The 16,692-nt window shown below is 68.4% G+C and carries 11 protein-coding genes; 9 read left to right on the plus strand and 2 right to left on the minus strand.

What is annotated here, in order from left to right:
* Window positions 1-87: 87 nt before the first annotated feature.
* Window positions 88-1,200 (minus strand): ABC transporter substrate-binding protein, encoded by a 1,113-nt coding sequence (locus BA022_RS17630; RefSeq protein WP_088888310.1) that lies wholly within the window; start codon window positions 1,198-1,200, stop codon window positions 88-90.
* A 158-nt stretch (window positions 1,201-1,358) separates the two neighbouring features.
* Between BA022_RS17630 and uvrA the strand changes: the two genes are divergently transcribed.
* The 7 genes from uvrA to BA022_RS17665 all read left to right on the plus strand — a co-directional run bounded on the left by uvrA (window position 1,359) and on the right by BA022_RS17665 (window position 12,145).
* Complete coding sequence (gene uvrA, locus BA022_RS17635) at window positions 1,359-7,184, plus strand: excinuclease ABC subunit UvrA (protein ID WP_088888311.1); 5,826 nt, start codon at window positions 1,359-1,361, stop codon at window positions 7,182-7,184.
* Between the two features lie 137 nt (window positions 7,185-7,321).
* Window positions 7,322-7,831, plus strand: coding sequence for a hypothetical protein (locus tag BA022_RS17640; protein WP_088888312.1), 510 nt, complete (start codon window positions 7,322-7,324; stop codon window positions 7,829-7,831).
* 138 nt (window positions 7,832-7,969) lie between these two features.
* Window positions 7,970-9,013: a dihydroorotase gene (gene pyrC / locus BA022_RS17645; protein WP_088888661.1), complete on the plus strand. Its 1,044-nt coding sequence runs from the start codon at window positions 7,970-7,972 to the stop codon at window positions 9,011-9,013.
* 35 nt (window positions 9,014-9,048) lie between these two features.
* Entirely contained in the window at window positions 9,049-9,912 is an 864-nt protein-coding gene (locus BA022_RS17650) for an NYN domain-containing protein (RefSeq protein ID WP_088888313.1), read from the plus strand.
* Window positions 9,909-10,682 carry a DUF3025 domain-containing protein gene (locus BA022_RS17655; RefSeq protein ID WP_088888314.1) on the plus strand — a complete coding sequence of 258 codons (774 nt, stop codon included), beginning with the start codon at window positions 9,909-9,911 and terminating at the stop codon, window positions 10,680-10,682. Before BA022_RS17650 ends, BA022_RS17655 begins: the two co-directional genes overlap by 4 nt.
* A 127-nt stretch (window positions 10,683-10,809) precedes the next feature.
* A complete protein-coding gene (htpX, locus tag BA022_RS17660; protein WP_088888315.1) occupies window positions 10,810-11,688 on the plus strand; it encodes a protease HtpX in 879 nt (292 codons plus the stop codon).
* 94 nt (window positions 11,689-11,782) lie between these two features.
* Window positions 11,783-12,145 carry a YXWGXW repeat-containing protein gene (locus BA022_RS17665; RefSeq protein WP_011806832.1) on the plus strand — a complete coding sequence of 121 codons (363 nt, stop codon included), beginning with the start codon at window positions 11,783-11,785 and terminating at the stop codon, window positions 12,143-12,145.
* 13 nt (window positions 12,146-12,158) lie between these two features.
* Here the strand turns inward: BA022_RS17665 and BA022_RS17670 are convergent, their stop codons facing one another.
* Window positions 12,159-13,097 carry a LysR family transcriptional regulator gene (locus BA022_RS17670; protein ID WP_088888316.1) on the minus strand — a complete coding sequence of 313 codons (939 nt, stop codon included), beginning with the start codon at window positions 13,095-13,097 and terminating at the stop codon, window positions 12,159-12,161.
* Window positions 13,098-13,229: 132 nt separating this feature from the next.
* On the opposite strand from BA022_RS17670, the gene BA022_RS17675 reads away from it, so the two are divergent.
* Window positions 13,230-15,347: a 3-hydroxyacyl-CoA dehydrogenase NAD-binding domain-containing protein gene (locus BA022_RS17675; protein WP_088888317.1), complete on the plus strand. Its 2,118-nt coding sequence runs from the start codon at window positions 13,230-13,232 to the stop codon at window positions 15,345-15,347.
* 142 nt (window positions 15,348-15,489) lie between these two features.
* Window positions 15,490-16,689, plus strand: coding sequence for an acetyl-CoA C-acyltransferase (locus BA022_RS17680; protein WP_011806829.1), 1,200 nt, complete (start codon window positions 15,490-15,492; stop codon window positions 16,687-16,689).
* The last annotated feature ends 3 nt before the right edge of the window (window positions 16,690-16,692 follow it).

The following is a 16,692-nucleotide window of genomic DNA, read 5'->3' on the forward strand; positions in this document are numbered from 1 at the left end:
AGTGTATCGGCGGCAGCCTACGCTGGAATGACGTGCCGCAGACGCCGCGCGATCACCCAGGCGGCGTCTGACCTCATGAAAGGGGTTTCAGCGGCGGAACTTGCCGTCCGTGCCGATGATGGAAAGATCGGCGAAATCCAGGCCCGTGTGGTCGTCGGGGCCGTAGGAGATGTCCAGTCCGCCCAGATCGAACTTCTGGATGGATTCCAAGGCCGTCTGGATCTTCTCGCGCGACGGCTTCGGGCCGGCGCGGCGCAGGCCTTCGACCAGCACTTTGGCGGCGGCAAAGCCTTCGAGCATGGCCGGGCTGACCTCGGTCATTCCCTTGGCCTTGGCCAGGTCAATGGCTTCCTTGACCAGCGGGAAGGTCAGGCTGCGCTCGTTCGGGTAGACCTGCGTGACGATCACGCCGCGGGCATTTTCGCCCAGGCTCTTGATGAAGCCGCCCGAGGCATTGTTGGACAGCGTGACCACCTGTGCCGTGGAGCCCGCCTGGCGCAGCGCGTTGTAGCCATCCACCACCGACGTGCCCGAGGCGACCATCAGGACGGCCTGTGCCTGCGCCTGGGAGATCTTGGCCACCAGCGGGGTGAAGTCCGGCTTGGCGCGATTGAACTTCTCCAGCACCACGGGCTGCAGCTTGGCCTGGGCCAGGCCTTTTTGCGCGCCCGTCACGCCATCGGCACCGAAGCTGTCGTCCGCGTACAGCACGGCGATGCGCGTGATGCCCATCGAGGCCAGGTGGGTCATGGCCTTCTCGGCCTCGCGCTGGTAGGTGGCGCGCACGTTGAAGATGTGTTTGCGCACCGGCTGGTGCAGCACCATGGCGCCCGTGGACGGGCCCACCAGGGCCACACCATGTTTGTCCAGGTGCGGGATCATGGATTCGGTGTGGGGCGTGCCGCGCGTGAGGAACATGACATGCACGTTCTTGTCCTCGATCAGCGTGCGCGCGTTCTCGCCGGCGGTCTTGGGGTCGAACTTGTCGTCCATCGAGATCAGTTCGATCTTCTGCCCGTGCACGCCGCCCTTGCCATTGACCGCGTCCAGGAACAGCTTGGCGCCCTGCGTGGTCTCCTGCACCCCTGCGGCCACCTGGCCGGAGAACCCGGCCGTCTGCCCCACCAGGATCTGTGCATGGCTTGCGCCCAGCGTTGCGCCCAGGACCAGGGCGGCCCCCCATTTATGCCATGGCTGCATGGCGTCTCCTCTCTTTGGTTGTTGGTGCGGCGCAGTCTAACGGATAGGGCCGGATGCGCCATCACCTGCGTGACCGGCTGTGGTGTGGTGTCCACCCGGTCGATGCGGAATCCGGCTCGTCCCTAGAATGTTCCGCCTCATTGCAGAAAGACCCGCTCATGACCCAGGGACTGATCCGTATCCACGGCGCGCGCCAGCACAACCTCAAGAACATCGACCTGGACATCCGCACTGGCGAGCTCACCGTGGTCACCGGCCCCAGCGGCTCCGGCAAGTCCAGCCTGGTGTTCGACACGCTGTATGCCGAGGGCCAGCGCCGCTACGTGGAGACCTTCAGCGCCTACGCGCGCCAGTTCCTGGACCGCATGGACAAGCCCGCCGTGGACAAGGTGGAGGGCGTGCCCCCGGCAATCGCCATCGACCAGACCAACCCGGTGCGCTCGTCGCGCTCCACCGTGGGCACGATGACCGAGCTGAACGACCACCTCAAGCTGCTGTTCGCGCGCGCCGGCCAGCTCTTCGACCGCGAGACGGCGCTGCCCGTGCGCCACGATTCGCCGGACACCATCCATGCCGAGTTGCAGCGGCGCTGCGCCGCCGAGGACGACCCGCGCATCGTGCTCACTTTTCCGGTGGAACTGCCCGCGGGCACCACCGCGGAGCAGCTGGAGCAATGGCTGTCGGCGAGCGGCTTCACCAAGGTGCAGGCCGAGCGCGAGGTGGCCACGCCCACAGGCCCGCGCAAGCTGCTGGACGTGGTGGCCGACCGCTTTCGCATGGGCAACGTGGAGCGCGCGCGCGCGGTCGAGGCGATCGAGGTCGCGCTCAAGCGCGGCGGGGGGCGGCTCAACGTCTATCGCCTGCGGGACGATGGCGAAGCAGACCTGTGGCGCTTCTCCACCGGCCTGCATTGCCCCGAGAGCGACCTGCGCTACGCCGAGCCCATCGCGTCCATGTTCTCGTTCAACTCCGCCGTTGGCGCCTGCGACACCTGCCGGGGCTTCGGCCGCGTGATCGGCGTGGACTACGGCCTGGTCATTCCCAACGACAAGCTCACGCTGCGCGCCGGTGCGATCAAGACCATCCAGACCCCCGCCTGGAAAGAAGCGCAGGACGACCTCATGCGCCACGCCGAGGCCGCCGGTATCCCGCGCGACACGCCCTGGTACAAGCTCACCGCGGAGCAAAAGCACTGGGTGATCGAAGGCACGCCCGGCTTCAAGAACGGCAACTGGAACAAGCAGTGGTACGGCATCCGCCGCTTCTTCGAGTACCTGGAGAGCAAGGCCTACAAGATGCATATCCGCGTGCTGCTGTCCAAGTACCGCAGCTACACGCCATGCCCGGTGTGCGCCGGCGCGCGACTGAAGACCGAGAGCCTGCTGTGGCGGCTGGGCAGCAAGGAGGACGCCGATGCCGTGCTCGACCCCGCGCAGCGCTTCCTGCCGCAGGGCGTGGCCTGGACGCGCGCGCAGCTGGAGGCGCTGCCCGGCCTGTGCCTGCACGACCTGATGTTGCTGCCCATCGACCGCCTGCGGCGCTTCTTCGCGCGCATGGCGGGTGTGCAGAATGCTCCTGTTTCAATAGCTGGTGGCGCTCTCCAGGTAAGCGCTACAGGCCAAAACGACTCTCAGGCTGGCGATCGCCAGGCGCTGCAACTGCTGCATGACGAGATCGCCACGCGCCTCAAGTACCTGTGCGACGTGGGCATCGGCTACCTCACGCTGGACCGGCAAAGCCGCACGCTGTCGGGCGGCGAGGTGCAGCGCATCAACCTGACCACGGCGTTGGGCACCTCGCTGGTGAACACGCTGTTCGTGCTGGACGAGCCCAGCATCGGCCTGCACCCGCGCGACATGCACCGCATCACCGAGGCCATGCTGCGCCTGCGCGACGCGGGCAACACGCTGGTGGTGGTGGAGCACGACCCCGCCGTGATGCTCGCGGCCGACCGCGTCCTCGACTTCGGCCCCGGGCCCGGCGAGCGCGGCGGACAGATCGTGTTCGACGGCACGGTGGGCGAACTGCGCCGCGCGCCCACGCTGACCGGCCAGTACCTCGGCGGGCACAAACAGATCGGCACCGGGCTCAAGCGCCTGGTGACCGATGCGACGCCGCGCCTGGTGCTGGAGGGTGCGCGCGAGCACAACCTGCGCGATGTGAACGTGGAATTCCCGCTGCAGCGCCTGGTCACCATCACCGGCGTGTCGGGCTCGGGCAAGTCCACGCTGATCCAGGACGTGCTGGCGCCGGCACTCATGCGCCACTTTGGCAAGGCCACGGAGACGCCCGGCGCGCATGAGCGCCTGCTGGGCGCCGACCACCTGAGCGACGTGGTGTTCGTGGACCAGTCGCCCATTGGCAAGACGGCGCGCTCCAACCCCGTGAGCTATGTGGGCGCGTGGGATGCCATCCGCGAGCTGTTCGCCGTGGCGCCGCTGGCCCGGGAGCGCAGCTACACCGCGGCCAAGTTCAGCTTCAACTCGGGCGACGGGCGCTGCCCCACCTGCGGCGGCTCGGGTTTCGAGCATGTGGAGATGCAGTTCCTGTCGGACGTGTACCTGCGCTGCCCCGACTGCGACGGCAAGCGCTACCGGCCCGAGATCCTGGAGGTGCGCATCGAACGCGGTGGCAGGCTGCTCAACGTGGCGGACGCGCTGGACCTCACCGTGCACGAGGCGGCAGAGCTGTTTGCGAAAGACCGCGAGGTGATCCGCGCGCTGCAGCCCATCGTGGACGTGGGGCTGGAGTACGTGAAGCTGGGCCAGCCCGTGCCCACGCTGAGCGGTGGCGAGGCGCAGCGCTTGAAGCTGGCGGGCTTCCTGGCCGAGGCGGCCCGGAGCCAGGCGAAGTCGCGCCAGCCGCTGGCCCGCAAGGGCACGCTGTTCCTGTTCGACGAGCCCACCACCGGCCTGCACTTCGACGACATCGCCAAGCTCATGCGCGCATTGCGCAAGCTGCTGGACGCGGGGCACTCGCTCATCGTCATCGAGCACAACCTGGACGTGATCCGCGCCAGCGACTGGCTCATCGACCTGGGGCCCGAAGGCGGCGACGCCGGCGGCCAGGTGGTGGCCGAGGGCGCACCCGAGGAGGTGCGCCAGCACCCCACGTCGCACACCGCGCAAGCGCTGCGCGAGTACGAACTGGCGCTGGGCGAGGGCGGCCATTCGGTGCACGAGCAGCAGGCGGTGCTACGAAAAGAGAAGCTGCTCGCGCTGGATGGAAAAGCGCCAGAGGCCAAAAACGCCATAGAGATCGTGAACGCGCGTGAGCACAACCTGCGGCACCTCACGCTGGACATTCCTCGCGGCCGGTTCAACGTGATCACCGGCGTGAGCGGCTCGGGCAAGTCCACGCTGGCGTTCGACATCCTGTTCAACGAGGGCCAGCGCCGCTACCTGGAGAGCCTGAACGCCTACGCCCGCAGCATCGTGCAGCCGGCCGGCCGGCCCGAGGTGGACGCGGTGTACGGCATTCCGCCCACCGTGGCCATCGAGCAGCGTCTGTCGCGCGGCGGGCGCAAGAGCACCGTGGGCACGACCACCGAGGTGTGGCACTTCCTGCGCCTGCTGTATGTGAAGCTGGGCGTGCAGCACTGCGTGCACGACGGCGCGGCGGTGCAGCCACAGACGGCCGAGAGCATCGCCGCGCAGCTGCTGCGCGACTACCGCGGCCAGCACATTGGGCTGCTCGCGCCGCTGGTCGTGAACCGCAAGGGCGTCTATACCGAACTGGCCGACTGGGCGCGCCCGCGTGGCTACACCCACCTGCGCGTGGACGGCCACTTCCTGCCGACCGCGGGCTTTCCGCGCATCGACCGCTTCAAGGAGCACACCATCGAGCTGCCCGTGGCCAGCGTGGACGTGTCGCCGGAGCATGAAGACACGCTGCGCACGCAACTGTCCAAGGCGCTGGAGCTGGGCAAGGGCGTGGTGCATGTGCTGAGCGGCCTGGACGGCCTGCAGCAGGCGCTGCAGGAGGGCACGCCTACGGCGCACATCGGGCGGTTGCAGGTGTTTTCCACCAAGCGCGCCTGCCCCGTGTGCGCCACCAGCTATGCCGAGCTGGACCCGCGCCTGTTCTCCTACAACAGCAAGCATGGCTGGTGCCCCGACTGTGTGGGCACGGGCGTCAAGCTGACATCGGCGCAGAGAAAGGTGTTGGACGACTCCGTGCAGTCGGAGGACAACCGCGGCCGCGAGCAAACCTTTGCCGAGCCCGAGATGGAGGACGTGGCCGACGCCGCCTGTCCCACCTGCCAGGGCACGCGCCTGAACCCGGTGGCGCGCGCCGTGCGGTTCGCCGGCACGCCGATCACCGAGGTGGCGCGCCTGTCGGTGGCCGAGGTGCGGCAGTGGATCGCCGGGCTGCAGCTGTCGGGGCGCGAGGCGGAGATTGCGCGCGACCTTGTGCCCGAGATCCAGAGCCGGCTGGAATTCCTGGAGGAAGTCGGGCTGTCCTACCTCACGCTGGACCGCGGCGCGCCCACGCTCAGTGGCGGCGAGGCGCAGCGCATCCGCCTGGCGGCGCAGCTGGGCAGCAACCTGCAGGGCGTGTGCTATGTGCTGGACGAGCCGACCATCGGCCTGCACGCGCGCGACAACCAGATCCTGCTGAACGCCCTGCACAAGCTCGGCGACAAGGGCAACACCCTGGTGGTGGTGGAGCACGACGAGGACACCATCCGCCGCGCCGACCACATCATCGACATCGGCCCCAGCGCGGGCAAGCGCGGCGGGCGCCTGGTGGCCCAGGGCACGGTGGCCGACGTGCAGGCGGCTGCGGACTCGCAGACCGGCCGCTACCTGCTGCATGCCATGCGCCACCCGCTGCAGGCGCGTCGTCCGGTAGATGCTATTGAAAAAGTAGCTGATGGCGCCCATCCGGCGAGCGCTGGAGGCCAAAAGGATGCGGAACCCCTGCGCTGGCTCACCGTGCACGGCGCGCACCTGCACAACCTGCAGCAGGTCACTGCACGCGTGCCGCTGCAGCGGCTGGTGGCCGTCACGGGCGTGAGCGGCTCGGGCAAGTCCACGCTGGCGCGCGACGTGTTGCTGGCCAACGTGGCCGCCTGGGTGCAGCAACGCAGTACCAAGGCCGGGCGCGACGCCATGGATGCGGGCAAGGCGCCGCCGCTGGCCGGCTGCAGCGGCCTGTCGGGCTTCGAGACCATCGACCGCGTGCTGGAGGTGGACCAGACGCCCATCGGCAAGACGCCGCGCAGCTGCCCCGCCACCTACATCGGCTTCTGGGACACCATCCGCAAGCTGTTCGCCGAGACGCTGGAGGCCAAGGCGCGCGGCTATGCGCCCGGGCGCTTCAGCTTCAACACCGGCGAGGGGCGCTGCCCGGCCTGCGAAGGGCAAGGCGTGCGCACCATCGAGATGAGCTTCCTGCCCGATGTGAAGGTGCCCTGCGAGGTCTGCCACGGCGCGCGCTTCAACCCCGAGACGCTGGCCGTCACCTGGCGCGGCAAAAGCATCGGCGACGTGCTGCAGATGGAGGTGGACGAGGCCGTGGAGTTCTTCGCCAGCATGCCCGGCATAGCCCACCCACTGCAGCTCTTGAAGGACGTGGGCCTGGGCTACCTCACACTGGGCCAGCCCAGCCCCACGCTGTCCGGCGGCGAGGCACAGCGCATCAAGCTGGTGACCGAGCTCACCAAGGTGCGCGACGACGTAGGCCGGCGCGGGCAGAAAAGCCCGCACACGCTCTACGTGCTGGATGAGCCTACCGTGGGCCTGCACATGGCCGACGTGCACAAGCTCATCCAGGTGCTGCACCGGCTGGTCAACGGCGGCCACAGCGTGGTCGTGATCGAGCACGACCTGGACGTGATTGCCGAGGCCGACTGGATCATTGACCTGGGCCCCGAAGGCGGCAAGGACGGCGGGCACATCGTGGCCGCGGCCACGCCTGAGGACGTGGTGCGCCAGGGCACGCACACCGGCAAGGCGCTGGCACCGGTGTTGGCGCGCTGACCGGGCCGCGGGGGCTTTTCCTACAGGGTGCGGCGTGCGTGGCTCACACGCCGCCCCTGGGCGCGCTTTCTAGGATCGAACCCATGTTGCCAGCACGCGTTGCTGGCGGTGTTCAACCCCCAACAGCACACAGCGCCATGAATACCTTTGTCAGAACCTCCTGCGCCGCGGCGGTGGCCGCCACTGCCCTTCTTCTCAGCGCCTGCGGCGGAGGCAACGACGACGATCCCACGCCCAGCGACCAACTGGGCGTGTTGACCGTCACCGGCTCCACCGTGGACGGCCTCAACGGGGTGTATGGCGACGGCAACATCAACCTTACCGATGTGGACAAGAAGAACCCCATCGGCTCCTACCCCGAGGTGTGCACCTTCCGCTTCGACGGTGCCAACCGCGTGGGCGGCAGCGGCCAGGCGTTTGGCGACATCCGCTACCAGCCCGATGCCACATCGGTGTACGAGGCCTTCTTCACCTTCATGGACCGCGAGTTCCGCGCCGACGACGGCTGGAGCGACGTGGCCGTGGTGCGCGACACCGATCGCATCCGCCTGGTCAACAAGACGCTGACGGCCACCGACGGCTCGGGCGCCCGGGTGACGGTTTCAGGCGTGATCCCCATGCGGCCCAACCGCCCGTCGGGCTGCTGAGTACCGCTTCCTCCCGCTCTTTTACGGCTCTCTTTTGCTTACCCCTCGCCCCTACTACGGGGTTTGCCCCGGCCCGCTACGGCGCCGGGGCTCTTTTTTGCGCGTGTTGCGCACGTAGTGGATGGGACAATGCGGTCCATGACCGCCACCACCGACACCCTCACGATCACCCGCCCCGACGACTGGCACCTGCACGTGCGCGACGGGGAGCCGCTGCGCACCGTGGTGCCGCACACGGCCGCGCAGTTCGGCCGCGCCATCATCATGCCCAACCTGCGACCGCCGGTGACCACGGCGCAGCAGGCCGCTGAGTACAAGCAGCGCATCCTCGCCGCCGTCCCCGAGGGGGTGGCCTTCGAGCCGTTGATGACGCTCTACCTCACCGACAACCTGCCGCCCGACGAGATCGCGCGTGCCAAGGATGCGGGCGTGGTCGCCGCCAAGCTCTACCCCGCAGGCGCCACCACCAACAGCGACGCGGGCGTGACCGATCTGCGCAAGACCTACAAGACGCTGGAGGCCATGCAGAAGGCGGGTCTGCTGCTGCTGGTGCATGGCGAGGTCACCAGCAGCGACATCGACCTGTTCGACCGCGAGGCGGTGTTCATCGAGAAGCAACTCATTCCGCTGCGCCGCGACTTCCCCGAACTGAAGATCGTCTTCGAGCACATCACCACGAAAGAGGCGGCGCAGTACGTGCAGGAGGCCGGCCGCTTCACGGCCGCCACCATCACCGCGCACCACCTGCTGTACAACCGCAACGCCATCTTCACCGGCGGCATCCGCCCGCACTACTACTGCCTGCCCGTGCTCAAGCGCGAGGTGCACCGCCAGGCGCTGGTGCAAGCGGCCACCAGCGGCAGCGACAAGTTCTTCCTGGGCACCGACAGCGCGCCGCACCCCGCGCACCTGAAGGAGCATGCCACCGGCTGCGCGGGCTGCTATACCGCGCACGCCGCCATCGAGATGTACGCCGAGGCCTTCGACAACGCGGGCGCGCTGGACAAGTTGGAAGGCTTTGCCAGCTTCCACGGCCCGGCGTTCTACGGTCTGCCGCGCAATACGGGCACGGTCACGCTGCGCCGCGAGAGCTGGACGCCGCCCGACAGCTTCGCCTTCGGCGAAGCCGCGCTCAAGCCGCTGCGCGCGGGCGAGGCGCTGCCCTGGCGCCTGGTGGCATAAAAAACGTCACAACCCACACAGGGGGGAGGTCACCCATGGCGGAACGCCAATTGCGCATTGCGCTGCTGATCGACGCCGACAACGCGCCGGCCGACAAGATCGACGAGATCCTCACCGAACTGTCCACGCTGGGCGAAATCAACGTGCGCCGCGCCTACGGCAACTGGACCAAGTCCGGCCTGGGCGGCTGGCAGCAGCGGCTGCTGGAGTTCGCCATCCGGCCGATCCAGCAGTTCGACTATTCCAAGCGCAAGAACGCCACCGACATGGCGATGACGGTGGACGCGATGGAACTGCTCTATTCAGAGCGGCCCGACGCGTTCGGCATCGTGTCGTCCGACGCCGACTTCACCCCCTTGGTCATGCACCTGCGGGCCAAGGGCTCGGCGGTGTACGGCTTTGGCGCCGCGCAGACGCCCAAGCCTTTCGTGAACGCCTGCTCGCGTTTCCTGTACCTGGAGTCGCTGGTCAGCGAGGAAGACGCCGAGGGCGCAGCCTTGCCGGCCCAGCCCGAGGCCACGGCCGCGCCCGCGCCCGCGCAACCCGCCCCCGCCAAGACCGAGGACGTGCCCGCCCCCGGCGTGCCGCTGTGCCCCTCCACGCTGCGCGTGCCCACGGCCCAACTGCGCCAGGACACGCGCCTCATGAACCTGCTGCGTGATGCCGTGCAGGCGTGCGCGGACGAAACCGGCTGGGCCCGCGTGGGTGCGGTGGGCACACAGATTGGCAACAAGACCTCGTTCGATGCCCGCAACTACGGCTATGCCTCGCTGTCCAAGCTGCTGGCGGCCACGCAGGCCTTCGAGTTCCGCGACGAGGGCACCTCGCGCGTGGCCGTGCGCGACAAGCGCGCGGCGCGTGCTCCGGCCCCGCCCGCCGGTGGGCTGGCCAGCACGTGAGCGAACCCTCCGCCGCGCAGGCGTTGGCGGCCATCGACTGGCAACGCCCCTGGCTTGCGCCGCTGGCGGTCCTGGGGCCACAGGTGGCGGCACGCGTGCAGGCCGGCGCCTGCGTGGCCGACGCGCTCAACGCCGCCATGGACTGCGCGGGGCTGGCGCCGGGTATTCGCTTCGCGCCGCAGCAGGCACTCCCAGCGGGCGAGGCTTATGAGCAGTTCGTCCATGGCCAGCGCCGCGTGCCCACGCGCGACAACCTGCATGACTTCTTCAACGGCCTGATCTGGCTGCACTACCCGGCTACCAAGCGGCGTCTCAACGACTTGCAGGCCCGCGCCATCGCTGCGCAGGGCGTGGGCGCGGTGCGCGGGCCGCTGCGTGACGCGGTCACGGTGTTCGACGAGAACGGCGCCGTGCTGCTGGCGCCGCAACCTCTGTATGAAGCCCTGGCCGCGCGCGAGTGGCGCCGGCTGTGCGTGGAACTGCGCCCGCTGTGGCGGCAGGCGCGGCTGCTGGTCCTGGGCCATGCCCTGCTGGAAAAGCTGGTGTCACCCCGAAAATCGATCACAGCGCACGTTTATCAAGCGCAGGCAGCTATCAAAATAGAAGCAATGGTGGACCAGGCGCTGGCGCGAGACCTCAGCGCGCCATGGCTCGCGGCCAAGCCGTTCAATCCCCTGCCGGTTCTGGGTGTGCCGGGCTGGTGGCCCGAGAACGAGAACTTTTGCTTCTATGATGACTCCCTCGTTTTCCGCAGCGCGCGCGTCGCATAACGCAACCACAACAGGCGCACCCTTCGCTGCCCGCGCGGCTTGAAGCGCCGCGCTCCATCCCCAACTTGTTTTCTGCCCGCCGCGCCTGTCCGCGGCCTTACCGTCGCTTTCCACGGAGAAGCCATCGATGAAACGCATTGCGCTCTTTTTGCTGACCAACGTCGCCGTCGTGGTGGTGCTGGGCATCGTTGCCAGCCTGCTGGGCGTGAACCGCTACCTGACGGCCAACGGCCTGAACCTGGGCGCCCTGCTGGGCTTTGCCTTCATCATGGGTTTTGGCGGCGCCATCATCTCGCTCCTGATGAGCAAGCCCATCGCCAAGATGAGCATGGGCGTCACCATCATCAACGCGCCGCGCAACGGGGATGAGGCCTGGATCGTGGAGACCGTGCGTGCCTTCTCCGAAAAGGCCGGCATCCAGATGCCCGAGGTCGGCATCTACGAGGGCGAGCCCAATGCCTTCGCCACGGGCGCGTTCAAGAACTCGGCCCTGGTCGCCGTCTCCACGGGTCTCTTGCAGGGCATGACGCGCGAGGAAGTCGAGGCCGTGATCGGCCACGAGGTCGCGCACGTGGCCAATGGAGACATGGTCACCATGGCGCTGATCCAGGGCGTGATGAACACCTTCGTGGTGTTCCTGTCGCGCGTGATCGGCTACGCGGTGGACAGCTTCCTGCGCAGGAACGACGAGAACAGCTCGGGCCCCGGCATCGGCTACATGATCACTACCATCGTGCTGGACATCGTGCTGGGCTTCTTGGCTGCCATCATCGTGGCCTGGTTCTCGCGCCAGCGCGAGTTCCGCGCCGACGCCGGCGCCGCCCAGCTCATGGGGCGCAAGCAGCCCATGATCAACGCGCTGCACCGTCTGGGCGGCATGCACCCGGGCGCTATGCCCCAGAGCCTGCAGGCCATGGGCATCACGGGCAACATCGGCAAGCTGTTCAGCTCGCACCCGCCCATCGAGGAGCGCGTGGCCGCACTGCAAAACAGCCAGAGCGCCTGATCCAGCGCACGGTCTTTACCTTCGCTTCACAAGCCCCTGTCAACAACCGGCAGGGGCTTTTGCGTTGTAAAGGCATGACTGCCAGGAATGCGCCATGACGATGAACTTCCCTGTTTCTCTGGGCATGCGCCGCGTGCTGCCAGCCGTGGCGCTGGCCAGCGCCATCGCGGCACTGACCGGCTGCGTGGTGGCGCCAGCGTATCCCGTCGTGCCGCAGGGCGAGGTGGTGTATGCGCCGGCGCCCCCGCCGCCGCTGCGCACCGAGGTGATTCCTGTCGCGCCCTCGCCGGTGCATGTGTGGATCAACGGTTACTGGGGCTGGGGTGGCGGGCGCTATGCATGGACGCCGGGCTACTGGGCCGTGCCGCCGCACCGCGGCCACGTGTGGCACCCCTACCGCTGGCAACAGGGCCCGCAGGGCTGGTACCGCGGTGGCGGGCGCTGGGGGCCGCGCTGAACCCGACCGGCGATCAACCGCCGGTCGCGGCTGCCTCTGGCGCCGCCTGCGGGGCGGGCGGCAGCGCACTGCGGCCTGCCTTGGCCAACAGGAAGTCGATGCAGGTGCGTACCGCGCGCGTCTGGTGCCGGTTGGGCATGTACAGCAGGTACATGTGGGTGCCGAAGATGCTCAGGCGGTAGTCCTGCAGCGTGGTCAGCACCTCGCCGCTGGCGATCTTGTCCTGCACCACATAGTCCGGCACCACGCCCACGCCCAAGCCCGCCAGCACACCCTGGCGCAGGAAGGGAAAGTGCTCTGAGATCAGTGTGGGCTCCAGCATCACCTCTTGCCGCTCCAGCCCCTGGTAGGCCGCCAGGCGCAACTGGCGCCCCATCACGCCGGCCGTGATCACCGGGGCATTGCGCAGCTCCAGCAGCGTGCGCGGCAGGCCGTGGCGGGCGGCGTAGTCCAGCGATGCGCAGGCCACATAGCGCACGTCGCCCAGGCTGCGCGCCACCACCGACAGCGGCGGCTCCTGGATCACGCGGATGGCGATGTCCACCTCGTCGCGCAGGTTGTCGGCGCGGTTCTCGAACAGCACGTCCAGCACGATGCCCGGGTACAGCTGCTTGAACTCGATCAGCCAGTCGCTCATCACCATCTGGCCGTAGCCGCTGGGCACGCTGATGCCCACGCGCCCGCGCAGTTCCTGGCCCAGGCTGGTGATGGTCTCCTGTGCGGCGGCCAACTCGTTGCGCACATTGCGGCCATGTTCATACAGGCGCAGCCCCACCTCGGTGGGCTCCACGCGGCGCGTGGTGCGCTTGACGAGCTGCACGCCCAGCGACTTCTCCAGCTGCGCCAGGTGGTAGCTGACGTTGGCGCGGGTCATCTTCAGCTTGCGCGCGGCCTGGCTCAGGTTGCCGCTGTCCACGATCTCCACCAGCAGGGTCAGGGCATTCAGGTCCATGTCAGGCTCCGGTGGAAGGTAGGTATTTGTTCAAAAAGATTTGACGCTCTGTCAATTTGACTGTGGATTGTAAAGAACCATTATCAGAACAAGAATGCGACTTTTCCGTTACGAGACACCGGAGACGTACGCATGAGCCCTGCCGCCCAGGCCCCTGAAGTCCAGACCCGCCGCGAAGGCGCGGTGCTGGTGGTCAGCATCAACAACCCGCCCGTCAATGCCCTGGGGCATGCTGTGCGCGCCGGCCTGCTGGCCGCGGTGGAGCAGGCCGAGGGCGACGCCGCCGTGCGCGCCCTGCTGATCGTGGGCGAGGGCAAGGCCTTCATCGCCGGTGCCGACATCCGCGAGTTCGGCAAGCCCCCGGTGCCGCCGTCGCTGCCCGAGGTGTGCAACCGCCTGGAGTCCTGCGGCAAGCTGGTGGTCGCCGCCATCCACGGCGCCGCGCTGGGCGGCGGGCTGGAAGTGGCGCTGTCTGCGCACTACCGCCTGGCCTTGCCCGCGGCCAGCCTGGGCCTGCCCGAGGTGAACCTGGGCCTGCTGCCCGGCGCCGGCGGCACCCAGCGCGCGCCGCGCCTGATGGGCGTGAAGGCGGCAGCCGAGCTGATGCTCAGCGGCAAGCATTTGAGCGCCAAGGCCGCCGCCGCGGCGGGCCTGGTGGACCAGCTGGTGGAGGGCACCGACCCCGTGGCCGCCGGCCTGGCCTACGCCAACGAGCTGCTGGCCCAGGGCGCGCAACCGCGCCGCACGCGGGACCTGAAGATTGCCGACCAGGCCGCCGCGCTGGCCGAGCTGGACGCGCTGGCGCTTGAGACCGCCAAGAAGACACGCGGCCTGTTTTCGCCCGGCAAGATCGTGGAATGCGTGCGAGCCGCTGTGGAGCTGCCGTTCGACGAGGGCATCGCCAAGGAGCGCGCGCTGTTCGTCGAATGCCTGAACAGCCCGCAGCGCCAGGGCCTGGTGCACGCGTTCTTCGCCGAGCGCGAGACCGCCAAGATCCCCGAGGCGCAGGCCGCCGCGCCGCGCCACTTCGCCAAGATCGCCATCATCGGCGGCGGCACCATGGGCGCGGGCATCACCGTGGCCGCGCTGGACGCCGGCCTCACCGTGACCATGATCGAGCGCGACGCCGAATCCATCGCGCGCGGCCAGAAGAACGTCGAGAAGGTCTACGACGGCCTGATCGCCAAGGGCCGCATGACCGCGGAAGGCAAGGCCGCCATCCTGGCGCGCTACACGCCCAGCACCCGCTACGACGATATCGCCGATGTGGACCTGGTGATCGAGGCCGTATTCGAGGACCTGGAGGTCAAGAAGGCCGTGTTCAAGGAGCTGGACCGCGTCTGCAAGCCGGGCGCGGTGCTGGCCACCAACACCTCGTACCTGGACATCGACGCGATTGCCGCCGTCACCTCGCGCCCGCAGGACGTGATCGGCCTGCATTTCTTCAGCCCGGCGAACATCATGAAGCTGCTGGAGATCGTGGTGCCCGCCAAGGTGGCGCCCGACGTGGTGACCACCGCCTTCGCGCTGGCCAAGAAGATGAAGAAGGTGCCCGTGCGCGCCGGCGTGTGCGACGGCTTCATCGGCAACCGCATCCTGGCCGTGTACAAGCAGGCAGCTGACTACCTGATGGAAGACGGCGCCAGCCCCTACGAGATCGACGAGGCCGTGCGCGGCTTCGGCTTTGCGATGGGCCCGTTCCAGGTGACCGACCTGGCCGGTGGCGACATCGGCTGGGCCACGCGCAAGCGGCGCGCCGCCACGCGCGACCCCCAGGCCCGCTACGTCGAGGTGGCCGACCGCGTCTGCGAGCGCGGCTGGTTCGGCCAGAAGACCGGCCGGGGCTTTTACCTCTACCCGCAGGGCGCCCGCGTGGGCCAGCCCGACCCCGAGGTGCTGGCCATCGTGGACGCCGAGCGCGCCAAGAAGGGCATCACGCCGCGCCAATTCACGGCCGACGAGATCATGCGCCGCTACATGGCCGCCATGGTCAACGAAGGCGCCAAGGTGGTGCAAGAGGGCATTGCCCTGCGCCCGCTGGATGTGGACGTGACCTTCCTGTCCGGCTACGGTTTTCCGCGCTGGCGCGGCGGCCCGATGAAGTGGGCCGACATGACGGGCCTGGACAAGGTGCTGGCCGACATCCGCGCCTTCGAGAAGGAAGACCCGCTGTTCTGGAAGCCCGCGCCGCTGCTGGAACAGCTGGTGGCCGAGGGCCGCAACTTCGACAGCCTGAACAAGGCAGCTTGATTCTCTGGCCGATTATCAAAAACAGGAGCTGCCAGCGCTTGTCATTCAAAGGTTTCAAGGGGTTTTCATGCTTGAGGGCCCGTTGAACAAGCGCTAGCAGCTATCAAAAACACAGCATCCCGAGACACCCAGGAGACCCGCCATGCGCGAAGCCGTCATCGTTTCCACCGCCCGCACGCCGCTGACCAAGTCGCACCGCGGCGAATTCAACCAAACCCCGGGCGCCCAGCTGGGGGCCTTCTCGGTGCAGGCTGCCGTGCAGCGCGCCGGCATCGACCCCGGCCTGATCGAAGACCTGGTCTGGGGCTGTGGCTACCCCGAGGGCACCACCGGCCGCAACATCGGCCGCCAGACTGCGCTGCGCGCCGGCCTGCCGGTGACGGTGGGCGGCACGGTGATCAACCGCTTCTGCTCCTCGGGCCTGCAGGCGATCGCCGTGGCCGCGGGGCGCATCGTGCTGGAGGGCGTGCCCGCCATGGTCGCCGGCGGCGTGGAGAGCATCTCGCTCATGAACCCCGCCGGCCGCAGCGGCGCTTCGCACCTGGACCCCTGGCTGGTGGAGCACAAGCCCGCGCTGTTCATGGAGATGATCGACACCGCCGACGTGGTGGCCCAGCGCTACGGCATCACGCGCGAGGACCAGGACGCGTTTTCGCTGCAAAGCCAGCAGCGCACGGCGGCCGCGCAGGCCAGTGGCGTGTTCGACAACGAGATCGTGCCCTGCGCCACCACCATGGCCGAGAAGAACAAGGAAACCGGCGAGGTGACCTACCGCGAGGTGGTCGCCACCATGGACAACTGCAACCGCCCCGGCACCACGCTCGAAGGCCTGGCCAAGCTGGAGCCCGTGAAGGGCGCGGGCAAGTTCGTCACTGCGGGCAATGCCTCGCAGTTGTCCGACGGCTCGGCCGCTTGCGTGATGATGGAAGCCAAGGAGGCCGAGCGCCGCGGCCTGCAGGCCCTGGGCGCCTTCCGCGGATTTGCGGTGGCGGGCTGCGAGCCCGACGAGATGGGCATCGGCCCCGTGTTCGCCGTGCCGCGCCTGCTGGAGCGCGCGGGCCTGAAGGTCGAAGACATCGCCCTGTGGGAGCTGAACGAGGCCTTTGCCTCGCAGGCCCTGTATTGCCAGCGGCAACTGGGCATTCCCATGGAGCGGCTGAACGTCAACGGCGGCGCGATTTCCATCGGCCACCCGTTCGGTATGACGGGCGCGCGGCTGGCCGGCCACGTCTTGCTGGAAGGCCAGCGCCGCAAGGCCAAGGACCCGTCCGTGAAATGGGCCGTGGTGACCATGTGCATCGGCGGCGGCCAGGGCGCGGCCGGGCTGTTTGAAATTTTCTGAAGA

Source organism: Diaphorobacter nitroreducens (assembly GCF_002214645.1).
Classification (GTDB): Bacteria; Pseudomonadota; Gammaproteobacteria; order Burkholderiales; family Burkholderiaceae_C; genus Diaphorobacter; species Diaphorobacter nitroreducens.